A 15,098-nucleotide genomic window follows, 5' to 3' on the forward strand; every position below is an offset into this window, starting at 1 on the left:
ATAAACCGTGTTTCTCCAGGGTATTGTAAGGAATTGAAACCTGCCGCTGCGTCTGAAAGGCACCAGCCATTCCTGCAATAGAAACTGCCAGATTGTTCTCGATCGGCCGGGCCGTTACCGTGTTGTGCGAAAAGTCAGTCCGATTGATTGCACAGAGCGATGATGCTCACCACTACCCGTTCGAGGAGCCATGATGAATAAGAAAGGGTTAACCACCGCCTCCGGCGCGCCTGTCGCCCATAATAACAATGTCGCCACCGCAGGCCCGCGCGGCCCGATGCTCCTGCAGGACGTCTGGTTCCTTGAAAAGCTGGCGCACTTCGACCGGGAAGTGATCCCTGAACGTCGTATGCACGCCAAAGGCTCCGCCGCCTACGGCACCTTTACCGTGACTCAGGACATTACCGCTTTTAGCCGTGCGAAAATTTTCTCTGAGATCGGCAAGAAAACCGACCTGTTCCTGCGCTTCTCCACCGTGGCCGGTGAACGCGGCGCGGCGGACGCCGAGCGCGACATCCGCGGCTTCTCCATCAAGTTCTACACCGAAGAGGGTAACTGGGATCTGGTGGGAAACAACACGCCGGTATTCTACCTGCGCGATCCGCTTAAGTTCCCGGATCTGAACCACGTGGTAAAACGCGACCCGCGTACCAACCTGCGCAACCCGACCTGGAAATGGGACTTCTTCTCCCACCTGCCGGAGTCGCTGCACCAGCTGACCATCGACTTCAGCGACCGCGGGCTGCCGCGCTCCTACCGTCATATGCACGGCTTCGGCAGCCACACCTACAGCTTCATCAACAGCGATAACGAGCGCTTCTGGGTGAAGTTCCACCTTAAATCCGCGCAGGGTATCGCTAACCTGATGGACGACGAGGCGAAACGTCTGGTCGCAGAGGATCGCGAAAGCTCCCAGCGCGATCTGTTTGAGTCCATTGAAGGCGGCGACTTCCCGCGCTGGAAATTCTATGTGCAGGTGATGCCGGAAGCCGACGCGTCACGCGTGCCGTACAACCCGTTCGACCTGACCAAAGTCTGGCCGCACGGCGACTATCCGCTGATCGAAGTGGGCGAGCTGGAGCTGAACCGCAACCCGGATAACTACTTTGCCGAAGTGGAACAGGTAGCAATGTCGCCGGCTAACATCGTGCCCGGTATTGGTTTCTCGCCGGACCGCATGCTGCAGGGGCGTCTGTTCTCTTACGGGGATGCGCACCGCTATCGCCTGGGGGTCAACCACCACCAGATCCCGGTGAACAAACCGCGCTGCCCGTTCCACAACTATCACCGCGACGGTGCAATGCGCGTGGACGGCAACAGCGGCAACGGCCCGACCTATGAGCCGAACAGCTTCGGGGTGTTCCAGGAGCAGCCGGACTACAGTGAGCCGCCGCTGTCGCTGGAAGGCGCTGCCGATCACTGGAATCACCGGGAAGATACCGACTACTTCAGCCAGCCGCGCCAGCTGTTTGCGCTGATTGGCGAAGAGGAGCGCCAGCGCATGTATCGCCGCATTGCGGATGACATGAAGTCGGTTCCGGAGTTTATCCAGCAGCGCCAGATCGGCCTGTTCAGCGAAGTGGATCCGGCTTACGGCGCGGGCATTGCCGCCGCGCTGGATGCGATTAACAACGCGAAATAATCCCCCTCACCGGCAGCCACGCTGCCGGTTTTTTTCCATGCGTCATCGATGCAGCGACAGGACGATGCGCACCCGCAGACCACCCAGCGTTTCGCTTTTTAGCAGTTCAGGCCGCGTCCGGTGCCAGCGGGCGATATCGTTGACCAGCGCCAGCCCCAGACCCGCGCCCGGTTGCTCAATCCCGCTTTCCAGCCGCTGAAACGGCTGCAGCGCCTGCTGCGACAGCGCACTCTCAATTCCCGGACCGCTATCCTCAATCTCAAGCCAGACCCGCGCCTGCATCGCCGTCACGCGAATGGTGATGGTTCCGCCCTCGGGGGTGTATTTCAGCGCGTTATCCAGCAGGTTGGCGCACAGCTCGCCCAGCAGAATGGGATCGCCCTCGACCCACAGCGCCCCGCTCTCACCTTCATAGCCCAGATCGATGCGTTTTATTCGCGCCTGCGCCAGCCGCGACAAACAGCATTCTCTCGCCACCGCAGCCATGTCCACCGCCTCAAACTCCCGCTCCCCCTGCTCTTTGCGCTTCAGCTGCGCCAGCAGCAGCAGACGCTCTGTCAGTTCCACGGTGTGATCCAGCGTGCGGCTGATGGCCTCCAGGCTCTCGCGCCACTGCGCCGGCTCCGGGCTGGCCAGCGCTACCGCAGTCTGCATTTTAAGTACCGCCAGCGGGGTTTTAAGCTGGTGCGACGCGTCGGCGCTGAACCGCTCCTGGCGGGCAATCAGGGCGCGTAACCTGTCGAGATAGCGGTTGAACGCCACCACCAGCAGCCGGGTTTCCGACCAGGGCAGCAGATGGTCTGGCAGTGGCGTGAGCACGCCAGGATCGCGGCGCACCATCATGCCCGAGAGCTGGCGCATCGGTTTCAATACCCGACGCAGCAGCCAGCCCGCCAGCAGCAGCGTTATCAGCACCAGCCCGCCCTGGCTCACCGCCGACGAGAAGAGCAGCTGCTGCGCCAGCAGGTGGCGGGACTGCAGCGTTTCCGCCACGGTGATCTCGACCATGCCGCTGACGCCCGCGCCATTTACCGGCTGCAACAGCCGGGCTGCGCGTATCGCCTGCCCGCGATAGGTCGCATGATAAAACCACGCCAGCGCCGGATAGAGCGTGGTGCGCGGCGTACCTGCCGGCAGCGGCGGAAGGTCGTCGTAGCCGGAAATCACCGTGCCGTTAATATCGGTGACTTTGTAGTAGAGCCGGTCATTCATATTGAGCTCAACGCTGTCGAGCACCACCCACGGCACCTCCACCAGAATCTGCTGGTTACGCACCACCAGCCGCTCTGCCACCATGCGCGCCGACGAGAGCAGCGTGCGGTCATAGGCCTGGGTAGCGGCCTGCATCGCGCTGAAATAGCTGGTGAAGGCGGAAAACAGCCACAGCAATAACAGTGGCAGCCCCAGGAACAACAGCAGACGGGAAAAGAGCGAGGGCGGCACGCTATGGCGTTTCATCACCGCACTCCAGCAGGTACCCGAGGCCGCGCAGCGTAGTGATGCGTACATTGCCTGGCTGAAGTTTTTTGCGCAGCCGGTGAACGTAAAGCTCGATGCTTTCCGGGCTGGCGTCGTCAGCAAGATTAAACACCTGATCGAACAGGTGCTGGCGCGATACCGGGCGACCGCGCCGGTACATCAGCACCGTGAGCAGCGCGCATTCGCGTGGGGTCAGGGCCAGTGGTTTACCGGCCAGCTCGAAGTAGCCTTCGTCGTGAAACGCCAGCTCGCCAAGCCGCTGGATCTCCTGTATCTGCCCTTCACTGCGCCTGAGCAAGGCGCGTAACCGGGCATCAAGCTCCTCCAGTTCAAACGGCTTTGGCAGATAGTCATCTGCCCCGGCATTCAGCCCTTTTACCCGCTCGGCCACTTCACTGCGCGCAGTCAGCAGCAGGACCGGCAGATGCTGACCGCGCTTGCGCAGCCGCTGCACGACCTGCAATCCATCCATGCGCGGCATGCCGATATCCAGCACCGCCATCGCGTAGCGCTCGCTTTGCAGCAGATGGTCCGCTGCCTGGCCGTCAAATACGCAATCCACTGCAAACCCGTGCTGCACCAGCGCTTTTTCCAGCCAGTGCGCCAGCTCACGATTATCTTCCGCCAGTAAGAGACGCATATCACATCCTGTAAAGTTTCTGCCGCGGTGAAAGGGAAATGAAAGGTTAACGTTTTAACAATCATGTAACTGAATCGCTACAAGGCGGTTCACATAATGAGAAAAACATCTGCCCCTGCGTGCTACGGACTGTAAAAACCGGGCACACCCACGTCACTGACCCGTATCGTGAGGACCCTATGAGCAAGCATTTCTGTCGTACCTTCATCGCTACTACTCTGCTGCTGAGCACCACATCGCTGCTGGCGGCGGAGCCACCCTCCCGCACCGAATGCATCGCGCCGGCCAAGCCCGGCGGCGGATTCGACCTGACCTGCAAGCTGATTCAGGTCAGCCTGCAGGAAACCGACGTGATAGAGAAACCCATGCGCGTGACCTACATGCCCGGCGGCGTCGGCGCGGTGGCCTACAACGCCATCGTCGCCCAGCGTCCTGCAGAGCCGGGTACCGTGGTGGCGTTTTCCGGCGGATCGCTGCTCAACCTCTCCCAGGGAAAATTTGGCCGCTACGGGGTGAATGATGTGCGCTGGCTCGCCAGCGTCGGCACCGACTACGGGATGATCGCGGTGCGCGCCGACTCACCGTGGAAAAGCCTCAACGATCTGATGGCGGCGCTGGAGAAAAACCCCGATAGCGTGGTGTTTGGTGCCGGCGCGTCTATCGGCAGTCAGGACTGGATGAAGACTGCGCTGCTGGCGAAACAGGCCAATGTCGATCCGCGCAAGATGCGTTATGTGGCGTTTGAGGGCGGCGGCGAGCCGGTAACGGCGCTGATGGGTAACCATGTGCAGGCGGTGTCCGGGGATATGAGTGAGATGGTGCCGTACCTGAAGGGCGACAAGCTGCGGGTGCTGGCGGTGTTCTCGGCGGAACGTCTGCCGGGCGCGCTGGCCAACGTCCCTACGGCGAAAGAGCAGGGCTACGACCTGGTCTGGCCGATCATTCGCGGTTTCTTTGTCGGGCCGAAAGTCAGCGATGCGGAGTATCAGTGGTGGGTAGAGACGTTCCGGAAGCTACAGCAAACCGAGGTGTTCAAAACCCAGCGCGATCTGCGTGGCCTGTTTGAATTCAACAAGAATGGTAAAGAGCTGGATACGTATGTGAAACAGCAGGTGGAAGAGTACCGCAAACAGGCCCAGGCCTTTGGCCTGGCCAACTGAGGAGCGCCATCATGAGCGATCGTATTTTTGCCAGTATCTGGCTTCTGCTCTGCCTCGGCGGCCTGGTGGTCGCCTGGCAGATCCACAGCGAGTACAGCTATGAACCCGTAGGCCCGCGTCCGTTCCCGGTGGGCATTCTGGTGCTGATGCTGCTCTGTTCGGTGCTGCTTCTGCTGCGCCATCCCGACCTGGTGGAGTGGCCGCATAAGGCGGTGCTGCAACGGCTGCTGATCATGGTGATCGCCCTGACGCTCTACGCATGGGCCTTCGAATGGCTGGGCTTCCCGCTGGCCACCGCGTTGCTCACCGCCGTATTCGGCATGCTGTTTGGGGCCACACTGCCCGCCGCGCTGGTCGCAGGTGCCATTATGGGCACTGCGTTCTGGTACGCGTTTGACTCGCTACTTGACGTCACGCTGCCGCTCGGTGTCTGGCTACGCTAACGGAGAACGCTAATGGATACCTGGTTATATCTCTCTCAGGGGTTTGCGGTCGCGCTCACCCCGGAAAACCTGATGATCGCCCTGGTTGGCTGCTTCGCGGGCACCATCGTCGGCCTGCTGCCGGGCCTCGGCCCGATTAATGGCGTGGCGATCCTGCTGCCGCTGGCGTTTGCCATGCACCTTCCGGCAGCCTCGGCGCTGATCCTGCTGGCGACCGTGTACATCGGCTGTGAATATGGCGGACGCATCTCCTCCATCCTGCTGAACGTGCCTGGCGATGCCGCCGCTATAATGACAGCCATCGACGGCTATCCGATGGCGAAACAGGGACGCGGCGGCGTGGCGTTATCGATTTCAGCCGTCAGCTCCTTTGTGGGCTCAATGATCGCCATCGGCGGCATTATTCTCTTCGCACCGACGCTGGCGCAGTGGTCGCTGGCGTTCGGACCGGCAGAGTATTTTGCCCTGATGGTGTTTGCCATTGCCTGCCTCGGCAGCATGATGGCGCAGAACCCGCTCAAGTCGTTTCTCTCGGCGCTGCTCGGTCTCGGGCTGGCCACGGTTGGCGTGGATGCCAATACCGGCGTTTACCGCTTTACCTTCGACAGCGTTCACCTCTCCGACGGCATTCAGTTCATCGTGGTGGTCATTGGGCTGTTCTCGGTATCGGAAATACTGCTGATGCTGGAAAGCACCAGCAGCGGTCAGACGCTGGTGCGTAAGACAGGCCGGATGATGTTCACTATGAAAGAGGCGGCAAGCTGCACCGCGGCCACACTGCGTTCATCGGTTATCGGCTTTTTTGTCGGCATCCTGCCGGGCGCCGGGGCAACCATCGCCAGTGCGATTACCTACATGACCGAGAAGAAACTTAGCGGTGATAAAGGGACGTTTGGCGACGGGGATATTCGTGGGGTGGCGGCACCGGAAGCGGCGAATAACGCCTCCGCTTGCGGCTCCTTCATTCCCATGCTGACGCTGGGCGTGCCGGGCTCCGGCACCACAGCGGTGATGATGGGCGCGCTGACGCTCTACAACATCACACCCGGCCCGGCGATGTTCACGGAGCAGCCTGATATCGTCTGGGGGTTAATTGCCGCCCTGCTGATCGCCAACGTCATGCTGCTGATCATGAACATTCCGCTGATCGGCCTGTTCACCCGCATGCTGACCATTCCGATGTGGTTCCTTGCGCCGGCCATCGCTGCCGTCTCTGCCGTGGGGGTTTACGCGGTGCACAGCACCACCTTTGATCTGGTGCTGATGGTGGCGCTTGGCGTGCTGGGCTACCTGCTGCGTAAGATGCACTTCCCGATGTCGCCGCTGATTCTGGGCTTTGTGCTGGGTGAGATGCTGGAACAGAACCTGCGGCGCGCGCTCTCCATCAGCAACGGCAACCTGGGGATCCTCTGGGAGAGCGGCGTGACGAAGTCGCTGTTACTGCTCGCCGTGCTGGTAGTGACGCTGCCGCCGTTGATAAAACTGCTGCGTAAACGCCGCAAGGCGACACTCCAGCCGGACTAAGTTCAGGCCAGTACGCTGGCAACCCACTCCTGAAGCTGGCGGCGCGAAAGCTTGATGCCGCCGGTTTTCAGGGTGTCCGGCAGCGGCAGCCAGTGCACCGGCTGCTGAAAGCGGGCCAGGCTCTCTCTGACCCAGGCGCTAAGCCGCTCGGGCAGTACGCCATCGCTACACTCCACCACCGCCACCGGGCGCTGACCAAACTCGGCATCCTTCACCGGCACTACAAACACCTGGCAGACGCCGGGATGGCGGGCGATCACCCGCTCAACCTCTTCCGGCTGAATGCCCTCCCCGGCGCTGAAAAACAGGTTATCGAGCCGCCCAACAATGGTGAGCCGTCCATCAGCGATGACGCCGCGATCCCGGGTAGCGAACCAGCCTTCAGCATTGGTGAGCGGCAGCAGCATGCCGTTATGCCAGTAGCCGCTGGCGAGGCTGGCCGCACGCACCCATACCTCGTTTGCTACGATCCTGACTTCGCGCCCCGGCAGCGGCGCGCCCACATCCGGCAAGCCGTCCGCCGCTTTGGCACAGACCGTGGAGGCCAGTTCGGTCATACCGTAGCCGCAGAAGCAGGCGATGCCCCGCTGCTGCGCCGCATGGGTCAGCTCTACCGGAATGGTCGCCCCGCCAAGCAGCACGGTATGCAGCGTCTCCGGCCGCTGAGGGTCATTGAGCAGCCGCCAGAGCTGGGTCGGCACCAGCGAGGCGTGGCTGCATCCGCTCAACGCCTGCGCCAGCCCCATCTCCTCCCGGACTGCCAGCTGCGCCCCGGCCAGCAGCCAGCGCCAGAGAATGCCCTGCCCGGAGACGTGAAACAGCGGCAGCGACAGCAGCCAGCAGTTGTCCTCGCTGAACGGGATTACCGCCAGCACGCCAGCCGCACTGGCAAGATGCGCACCGGGCGTATGCACCGCTGCTTTCGGCATCCCCGACGAGCCGGACGTTAGCGTCATGGTCGCCAGCCGCCGGGCATCCCACGCCACGCCGCAGTCGCCTGTAGCATTGTCCATGCGCAGCGCCGTCAGACCGGCAAGCGGCACGGCACCGTCGAGGGTCAGGGCAAAGCGCAGGGTCATCCCGGGCAGCAGCGCCGCCAGCTGCTCCGCCGGCAGCTGAGGGTTGAGCGGCAGCAGGCGCGCCCCGCACTGCAGTAACGCAAGCCAGGCGAGCAGCGTGGCAGCCCGGTTGCGGGCGCACAGCGCCACGCCGTCGCCCTCCCGCACGCCCTGCTGGTAAAACCCGGCGGCCAGGGTGTCCACCCGCGTACAGAGCGCGCGCCAGCTCAGCTGCTCCCCGGCAAGCTCCACCGCTGGCGCATCGGGGCGCAGCCGACACCAGTGACGCCAGGGCCAGTCGGAAAAAGTCATCGCAGCGCCTCCAGATGCTCAACGCCATAAAGCGGCAGTGCACTGCCGGGCCAGGGGCGGATCAGCTGAGCCTGCATCAGCGACAGCGTGTCCAGCCCGGGTAGCGTGCCCGGCGTCAGCCAGGCGGCAATGCGCGTTAGCTGGGTCAGACCGAGACTGGATTCCAGCGACGAGCTGATCACCGCCTCAAGCCCGGCTGCATGGGCGGCCTGCACCTGGGCGCGCACCGCCTGCAGGCTGCCGGTGAGCGTGGGCTTGATCACCACGGTGCGCACGCCCGGCTCGGCAACGAAGCGAAAATCTGGCTCGCGCAGGCTTTCGTCCCAGGCGATAGCAATTCCGCTGTCGGCGGCAAAGGCGCGCGAGGCGTCGCGGGTGTGGCACGGCTCTTCAATGAATGCAATGCGATCGCGCCACGCCGGATTGATGTACTTCGCAAACTGCTGCGCTTTCAGCGGTGTCCAGGCGCGGTTGGCGTCGAGCCGCAGCCGCAGATCCGGCACCGCCTCCAGCAGCAGATTCACCAGCATGCCGTCACGCACCGCTTCATACAGCCCGACCTTCACCTTCGCCACCTTCTCCCCCGGCAGCGCCGCCAGCATGGAGAACAGCGCATCAGGGTCACCGGTGCATAACGGCGCGGTGCGATACTCTCCGGCCACAGGCAGCTGCTGCTCCAGCTCTGCCAGGGCGCAGCTGAGGCCAAAGGCTACCGCAGGAAGCGAGGGGAGCGGCGGATGTTGACCGCAGCACCACGCCTCCAGCCACGCCAGCGTCGCCTGACGACAGGCTTCCAGCGACTCCTGACTGAAGCCCGGCAGCGGAGCGATCTCGCCCCAGCCGTCGCGCCCCTCTTCGCCAAGACAGACCACCAGCCCGTCGCGGGTTTTCAGACGCTGATGGCGCAGCACCACCCCCGCATCCATCGGGATCTGATAAGCAAACAGCCGCGCGCGTCGCATTATGGGTTCCGTTTAAACTTGCTGAAATCGGGCTGGCGCTTCTGGTTGAAGGCGTTGCGCCCCTCCTGCCCCTCTTCGGTCATGTAGAACAGCATAGTGGCGTTCCCGGCCAGCTCCTGCAGCCCGGCCTGGCCGTCGCAGTCGGCATTGAGCGCGGCCTTCAGGCAGCGCAGGGCCATCGGGCTGTTCTGCAGCATCTCGCGGCACCAGCGCACGGTTTCTTTTTCCAGATCCGCCAGCGGCACCACGGTATTCACCAGCCCCATCTCCAGCGCCTGCTGCGCATCATACTGGCGGCACAGGAACCAGATCTCACGCGCCTTTTTCTGGCCGACGATGCGCGCCATATAAGAGGCACCCCAGCCGCCGTCAAACGAGCCCACTTTTGGCCCGGTCTGGCCGAACACGGCGTTATCTGCAGCAAGCGTCAGGTCACACATCATGTGCAGCACATGCCCGCCGCCGATGGCGTACCCGGCAACCATCGCCACTACCGGTTTCGGGCAGGTACGGATCTGGCGCTGGAAGTCGAGCACGTTGAGGTGATGCACGCCGGAGTCGTCCTGATAACCGCCGTAGTCACCGCGCACTTTCTGATCCCCGCCGGCACAGAAGGCTTTTTCCCCCTCGCCGGTCAGCACGATCGCACCGATGTTATCGTCGTAGCGCGCCTCTGCCAGCGCCTGCATCATCTCCTTCACCGTCTGCGGTCGAAACGCGTTGCGTACTTCCGGACGATTAATGGTGATTTTTGCTATGCCGTCGCGCGACTTCTCATAGCGGATATCGGTAAAGCCAGTGGAGCAGTCCAGCCATTCGACCGGGGCATAAAGCTCTGCGTCATCAGGGTAAATCATGGGGCATCCTCAGTGGAGTGAGACAAAAGGGTGGCAAGGCAGGCGCAGAACGCCTGCGGGTTTTCCCGGTGCGCGTTGTGCCCGGCATCGGGGATCGCGTGGCGCTGCGCGGGGATATCCTGCGCGATGGCCTGAAAACGGGTATCGCCCGCGCCATGCAGAAAGTGAAACGCGACCGGCAGCCTCGCCAGATACGGGCGCAGGTTGGGCTGCCGCCCCAGCGAGGTGGCATGCAGCATCGTCGCCAGTGCCGGGGCGTGGTTGTCACGGCGTTGGTCAATAAAAGCCTGACGACGGGCGGGCGACAGCGAAGCAAATACCGGCTGGGCGTACCAGTCCTGAAGCACGGACTCCAGCGGCTCAGAAGTGAAGCGGCGAACCCAGCGGGCGTCCGACTCGCGCCGCGCCTGGCGCTCGCGGTATGTTGTTAGTCCCGGGTGCGATCCTTCCACGATCAGCCCCTGCAGCCCACGGGGCTCCCTGCAGGCGTGAGACATGGCGACACGACCGCCGAGGGAGTAGCCCACCAGCCAGTAGTTTAGTATGTTGTAATTAAACAGCGTGTTTTGCAGCAGGCGATGGGTCGAGGAAAAATTAGCAGGAGGTATGCCGCATGAGCCGCCGTGTCCGGGCAAATCGATGAGCAACTGCGGATGGTCAAACGCCGGGGCTATCTCCTGCCAGTCAGCGGCGGAGCCAAGAAAACCGTGCAGCCAGACGATCCACGGCAGCGCCGGGTTTCCGGGTTTAACGACAGCATGCAGAGTCACTGCTGGCTTACCCGCGACAGCAGCTGCTGGAGTGCCTCCACGCCGCCCGTTTCGCTGACCACGGCCTCAATCACCGTTGCGCGTGGCCTCTGCCACGCCTGATGCAGCACCGCGCTTAACGCTGCAAAACTGGCTGGCTGGTGGTAGTCGAGACCAAACATCGCCGCGGCGTGGTGGAACTCAATCTGCTGCGGCATGCAGTAGAAACGTTCGCGCACCGCGGCATCGGTCGGCAGCAGCGAGAAAATCTGCCCGCCATTATTGTTGATGATCAATAATACCAGCGGGGCGCTGACCTCGCGCAGTAGCGCCAGCGCGTTGAGATCGTAGAGCGCGGAGAGATCGCCGACCACGGCCAACGTCGGCCGGCCGCTGCCGCGCTGCACGCCTGCCGCGGTGGAGATCAGGCCATCAATCCCGCTGGCACCGCGATTGCTGAACACCGGGTAACCCGCCGGCAGCCGGGCGAAAGCATCCACCAGCCGTACCACCAGGCTGTTGCCGAGGAACAGCTGACCGTCAACGGGCAGCAGCGCAGGCAGCCGGTGGGCAATTTGCGCTTCACCAAACCCGGTCGTAGCCCCTTCCACCTCATGCAGAGCGCTTCGTGCCAGCGCCGTCAGTGCGGGCGCCCAGGGTGTCTGCAACGGTGCCGGATGCGCGGTCAGCCAGTCGCTGATGCTGCCAACCAGACGCCGACCGCGATGATGAGCCGGATCGAGTCGCCCCGCCTGGCTGTCGATGAGCCAGTACTCCTGCGGCGCACAGGCCGCCTGCCACTGCAGCAGACGTTTGCCGGTCAGGCTGCCGCCAAACTGCAGCACGATATCGGCCCCGGACAGCAGGCGCTGCGCCTCGGGATGCGCCAGCCAGAGATCGGCGCAGGGCAGCGGCTGACCGGTGCAGGAGAGCGTATCGCCGATAAGCGGCCAGCCGAGACGCTGCGCCCAGGCAGCGAGCTGTTCGCCTTCGCTTGCCGCCAGACGCCCGGCGAGAATGACGCCGCGCTTCATGCTCCACGCCGCCCAGTCCGGCTGCGTGTGGATGCGCTGCGGGACTGAGGTGTGCAGCCACGGCGCGTCGCTCTGCCACCATGACCCGAGGGCTTCCAGCCACGCGCTGCCGGTGTCATCCATCACGCCATAAAGCGGCTCGGCAAATGGGCAATTGATATGCACCGCCCCACCGGACAACGGCCCCAGCAGATTATCGATAGCAGAGAGAAGCCAGCGCGCCGGGATATCCGGGGTCGGGCGCGGCAGCGACAGCGTGGCGGCAGGATGCGAGGCGAAAATATCCGTCTGGCGAATGGCCTGATTCGCCCCGCAGTCGATAAGCTCCGGCGGACGATCCCCGGTCAGCAGGATCAGCTTTTCACCGGTAAGGCCCGCTTCGATTACCGCCGGATAGAGGTTGGCAACAGCGGTACCCGACGTGACGATTACCGCCACCGGCTCGCCGCTGGCTTTTGCCAGCCCGAGCGCAAGGTGCCCCAGCCCGCGTTCATCGAAGTGGGTATGGGGGGTCAATTCTGGATGCTTCGCGGCGGCAAGGGTCAGCGGAGTCGAGCGGGAGCCAGGGGCGATACAGACGTGCCGCACGCCGTGACGGGTAATCGCTTCGACAATGGCTGTCGCCCAGCGACGGTTAAACGCGCTTGTAGACATGATGTTGTCCGGTATCAAATTTACCGGGCCATTATAAGGGGCGCGTTTTGGGCTGTTTTGACGTGGGTCGCTATTGTGGCTATCAGAGAGAATTTAGTGCGGGGATGGCGGCAGGGGGTGGGCTGAAAACCAGCCCTGCGCGGAACGCAGGGCGGCGGGCTTAGCGGCGAAGCAGCAGGCCAAGCACCAGGCCAGCAGCTGCACCGATACCGATCCCCTGCCACGGTTTTTCGTGCACGTATTCATCTGCACGATAGGCCGCTTTTTTGGCGCGGAAGTAGTAGTTATCGGACGCATTGCTGACGCGGTTTTTAACATCGTGCAGCGCCTGCTCTGCGCGCGCCTTCAGCTCAATGTATTTCTGGTCAGCCGGATCGCCTGAGGCACGCAGGACTTCTTCCAGCGTATCGCTCAGCAGGGTCAGGTCATCATCCAGTCGCGGTTCGTATGGTTGTGAATTCATTGACATAACGGTTCTCCGTATTCAAACGTTTACTGGTCCGCTAACTATAGACAACATCCCGACATTCTGCGTAACGGCTATTCCCGCGCCATTCCCACGTGCGGAATACCATCTTCGTCGTAAACCGGGGTGACGGGCTGAAAGCCAAACTGCGCATAAAACGGTTGCAGATGCGCCTGCGCACCCAGATACAGCGCCTTCTGCGGCCAGTTTTGCTGGCAGCTGGCGAGGGCGCGTTCCATCAGCTGCGCACCGAGTTTTTCACCCCGGACGGCCGCATCCACAATCACCCGACCAATCACTACCGGCTCAACATCTTCCTCGCTTTTCAGAATCCTCGCATAAGCAATCAGCTTTCCGTCACGCCAGCCGAGGATATGGCGGTTCTCACCCACCAGGTCGTCACCGTCGATATCAAGGTAAGGACAGGTTTGCTCAACAACAAATACCTGGCAGCGCAGCTGTAATAAGGCGTAGAGCGTGGGGACGGTAAGTTCAGAATGGTGCAGGTCTTGCCACTGGATCATGCGTTACTCCTTGATGTGCGTTGTGACCGTTATACTAAAGGTTTTTCACACTGGCATGGGAGTTACTTGCTATGGAACTAACATTCCTGGGCACCTCGGCGGGTGTGCCGACGAAAACCCGTAACGTCACGGCGATATTGCTCTCGCCCCTGACCAACTCACCGGAACTGTGGCTGTTCGACTGCGGGGAGGGTACGCAGCATCAGATGCTGCATACCGCATACAATCCTGGCAAGCTGACGCGTATTTTTATCACCCATCTGCACGGCGATCACATCTTCGGCCTGCCCGGCCTGCTGTGCAGCCGATCGATGGCGGGTAGCCAGCTACCGCTGACGGTTTATGGGCCAAAAGGCATCAGGCAGTTTATCGAGATGTCGCTGGCGCTGAGCGGCTCCTGGACCAGCTACCCGCTGGAGATTATCGAAATCGACGGCGGCGTGGTGCTGGATGACGACGACCTGCGGGTAACGGCGTACCCCCTCACCCATCCGGTGGAGTGCTACGGCTTTCGCATTCAGCAGCATGATAAACCCGGGGCGCTGGATGCTGCGCGGCTGATCGCTGCCGGCGTGACGCCAGGGCCGTTGTTCCAGCAGCTCAAACTGGGAAAAAGCGTCACGCTTGAGGACGGACGCGTGGTCAACGGTGCTGATTACCTCGGGGCAGCGCAGCGGGGTAAAATCCTCGCCCTCTTCGGCGATACCGGTCCTGCTGATGTCGCCCTGTCGCTGGCGCGTGATGCGGATCTGATGGTACATGAAGCCACGCTGGAAGCGGACATGGCGGAGAAAGCCAACGGGCGCGGCCATTCGACTACGGTACAGACAGCAGATCTGGCACGTGCCGCCGGCGTGAAGCGGCTGGTAGTCACCCATATCAGCTCGCGCTATGACGCCGCGGGATGCGAGGCGCTGCTCGCGGAGTGCCAGGCGGTATTTCCGGGGAGCGAAATGGCAGAAGACTTTCTTACGGTTGCCGTTTGAGAAGCCCTCACTACCTCCCCGGTGGTGAGGTGGTTTAAGGGTGATAGTAAAAGACCACCTTCTTAGAAGGTGGCTTTTTAGAATGCCCCCTGTAAGGGGGGCTATTGTCACCTTCCGCTTACTACTCCAGCAATTCCATCTGCTGTTCATGCGTTTGTTCCGTTTTCTCCTGATGCCTTACATATCGCCTGATAATTTCTTCATTCACTCCCACCGTATCGACAAAGTAGCCACGGGACCAAAAATGGTTTCCCCATAACTTCTTCCTGATATGTGGAAAGCGGTTGTAGAGCCGTATGGCACTGCGCCCTTTTAAGTGCCCCCATCAGCGTAGATATGGAAAGCTTAGGCGGGACTATCACAACCAGATGTACATGATCTGGCTGTACATTTAGCTCCAGAACCTCACATCCTTTTATTCCGCACAGAATATAGATAGTCCTGTATAACTCCTTGCCCAGATTATCTTCAGGATCCTGAAACGGTACTTTGGTGTCCAGACTATATGGTATTTGCAACGCCAATATACATGTGATGAACTCCTGTAAAGCCCCATGTCGGTTTGTCTCCTTTTACTTGTGGTGAGTAAGCAGAGATATTCCGACATG

At 61.8% G+C, this 15,098-nt stretch carries 14 protein-coding genes and 2 pseudogenes; 5 read left to right on the plus strand and 11 right to left on the minus strand.

What is annotated here, in order from left to right; genetic code table 11:
• The first annotated feature begins 190 nt into the window (after positions 1-190).
• Positions 191-1,642, plus strand: a complete 1,452-nt coding sequence (locus KFZ77_RS13460; RefSeq protein ID WP_390901289.1) for a catalase — start codon at positions 191-193, stop codon at positions 1,640-1,642.
• 42 nt (positions 1,643-1,684) lie between these two features.
• Here KFZ77_RS13460 and KFZ77_RS13465 read toward each other — a convergent pair whose 3' ends face one another.
• Both KFZ77_RS13465 and tctD read right to left on the minus strand, forming a co-directional pair.
• Complete coding sequence (locus tag KFZ77_RS13465; protein WP_264384486.1) at positions 1,685-3,100, minus strand: sensor histidine kinase; 1,416 nt, start codon at positions 3,098-3,100, stop codon at positions 1,685-1,687.
• Entirely contained in the window at positions 3,087-3,761 is a 675-nt protein-coding gene (gene tctD / locus KFZ77_RS13470) for a transcriptional regulator TctD (RefSeq protein WP_264384487.1), read from the minus strand. The genes KFZ77_RS13465 and tctD overlap by 14 nt, the downstream gene beginning before the upstream one ends.
• A 179-nt stretch (positions 3,762-3,940) precedes the next feature.
• Between tctD and KFZ77_RS13475 the strand changes: the two genes are divergently transcribed.
• Genes KFZ77_RS13475 through KFZ77_RS13485 form a run of 3 tightly spaced genes read left to right on the plus strand, consistent with a single transcriptional unit; the run spans position 3,941 to position 6,888 of the window.
• On the plus strand, positions 3,941-4,921 hold the full coding sequence (locus tag KFZ77_RS13475; RefSeq protein ID WP_264384488.1) for a Bug family tripartite tricarboxylate transporter substrate binding protein: 981 nt from the start codon (positions 3,941-3,943) through the stop codon (positions 4,919-4,921).
• 11 nt (positions 4,922-4,932) lie between these two features.
• A complete protein-coding gene (locus KFZ77_RS13480) occupies positions 4,933-5,364 on the plus strand; it encodes a tripartite tricarboxylate transporter TctB family protein (protein ID WP_031520606.1) in 432 nt (143 codons plus the stop codon).
• Between the two features lie 12 nt (positions 5,365-5,376).
• Positions 5,377-6,888, plus strand: coding sequence for a tripartite tricarboxylate transporter permease (locus KFZ77_RS13485; protein WP_264384489.1), 1,512 nt, complete (start codon positions 5,377-5,379; stop codon positions 6,886-6,888).
• Between the two features lie 2 nt (positions 6,889-6,890).
• On the opposite strand, the gene menE is transcribed toward KFZ77_RS13485, so the two are convergent.
• The 7 genes from menE to KFZ77_RS13520 form a co-directional block, all read right to left on the minus strand.
• Positions 6,891-8,258 (minus strand): o-succinylbenzoate--CoA ligase, encoded by a 1,368-nt coding sequence (menE, locus tag KFZ77_RS13490; protein WP_264384490.1) that lies wholly within the window; start codon positions 8,256-8,258, stop codon positions 6,891-6,893.
• Positions 8,255-9,220, minus strand: coding sequence for an o-succinylbenzoate synthase (gene menC, locus KFZ77_RS13495; RefSeq protein ID WP_264384491.1), 966 nt, complete (start codon positions 9,218-9,220; stop codon positions 8,255-8,257). Before menC ends, menE begins: the two co-directional genes overlap by 4 nt.
• Positions 9,220-10,077, minus strand: coding sequence for a 1,4-dihydroxy-2-naphthoyl-CoA synthase (menB, locus tag KFZ77_RS13500; protein ID WP_031520599.1), 858 nt, complete (start codon positions 10,075-10,077; stop codon positions 9,220-9,222). The genes menC and menB overlap by 1 nt, the downstream gene beginning before the upstream one ends.
• The gene (gene menH, locus KFZ77_RS13505) at positions 10,074-10,847 is read right to left on the minus strand and encodes a 2-succinyl-6-hydroxy-2,4-cyclohexadiene-1-carboxylate synthase (RefSeq protein ID WP_264384492.1); all 774 of its coding nucleotides are present in this window, start codon (positions 10,845-10,847) and stop codon (positions 10,074-10,076) included. The genes menB and menH overlap by 4 nt, the downstream gene beginning before the upstream one ends.
• On the minus strand, positions 10,844-12,514 hold the full coding sequence (gene menD / locus KFZ77_RS13510) for a 2-succinyl-5-enolpyruvyl-6-hydroxy-3-cyclohexene-1-carboxylic-acid synthase (protein ID WP_264384493.1): 1,671 nt from the start codon (positions 12,512-12,514) through the stop codon (positions 10,844-10,846). The genes menH and menD overlap by 4 nt, the downstream gene beginning before the upstream one ends.
• Before the next feature lie 160 nt (positions 12,515-12,674).
• The gene (gene elaB, locus KFZ77_RS13515; protein ID WP_406678781.1) at positions 12,675-12,977 is read right to left on the minus strand and encodes a stress response protein ElaB; all 303 of its coding nucleotides are present in this window, start codon (positions 12,975-12,977) and stop codon (positions 12,675-12,677) included.
• Between the two features lie 77 nt (positions 12,978-13,054).
• Complete coding sequence (locus KFZ77_RS13520) at positions 13,055-13,504, minus strand: GNAT family N-acetyltransferase (RefSeq protein ID WP_264384494.1); 450 nt, start codon at positions 13,502-13,504, stop codon at positions 13,055-13,057.
• A 71-nt stretch (positions 13,505-13,575) separates the two neighbouring features.
• Here KFZ77_RS13520 and rnz point away from each other — a divergent pair, with 71 nt between their 5' ends.
• A complete protein-coding gene (rnz, locus tag KFZ77_RS13525) occupies positions 13,576-14,490 on the plus strand; it encodes a ribonuclease Z (protein ID WP_264384495.1) in 915 nt (304 codons plus the stop codon).
• 121 nt (positions 14,491-14,611) lie between these two features.
• Here the strand turns inward: rnz and KFZ77_RS19765 are convergent.
• Positions 14,612-14,797: pseudogene (locus KFZ77_RS19765) on the minus strand (transposase); the annotation flags it as partial.
• Between the two features lie 4 nt (positions 14,798-14,801).
• Positions 14,802-15,014: pseudogene (locus KFZ77_RS19770) on the minus strand (transposase); the annotation flags it as partial.
• Between the last annotated feature and the right edge of the window lie 84 nt (positions 15,015-15,098).

Origin of the sequence: Siccibacter colletis (assembly GCF_025914095.1) — a bacterium.
Taxonomy (GTDB): Bacteria; Pseudomonadota; Gammaproteobacteria; order Enterobacterales; family Enterobacteriaceae; genus Siccibacter; species Siccibacter colletis.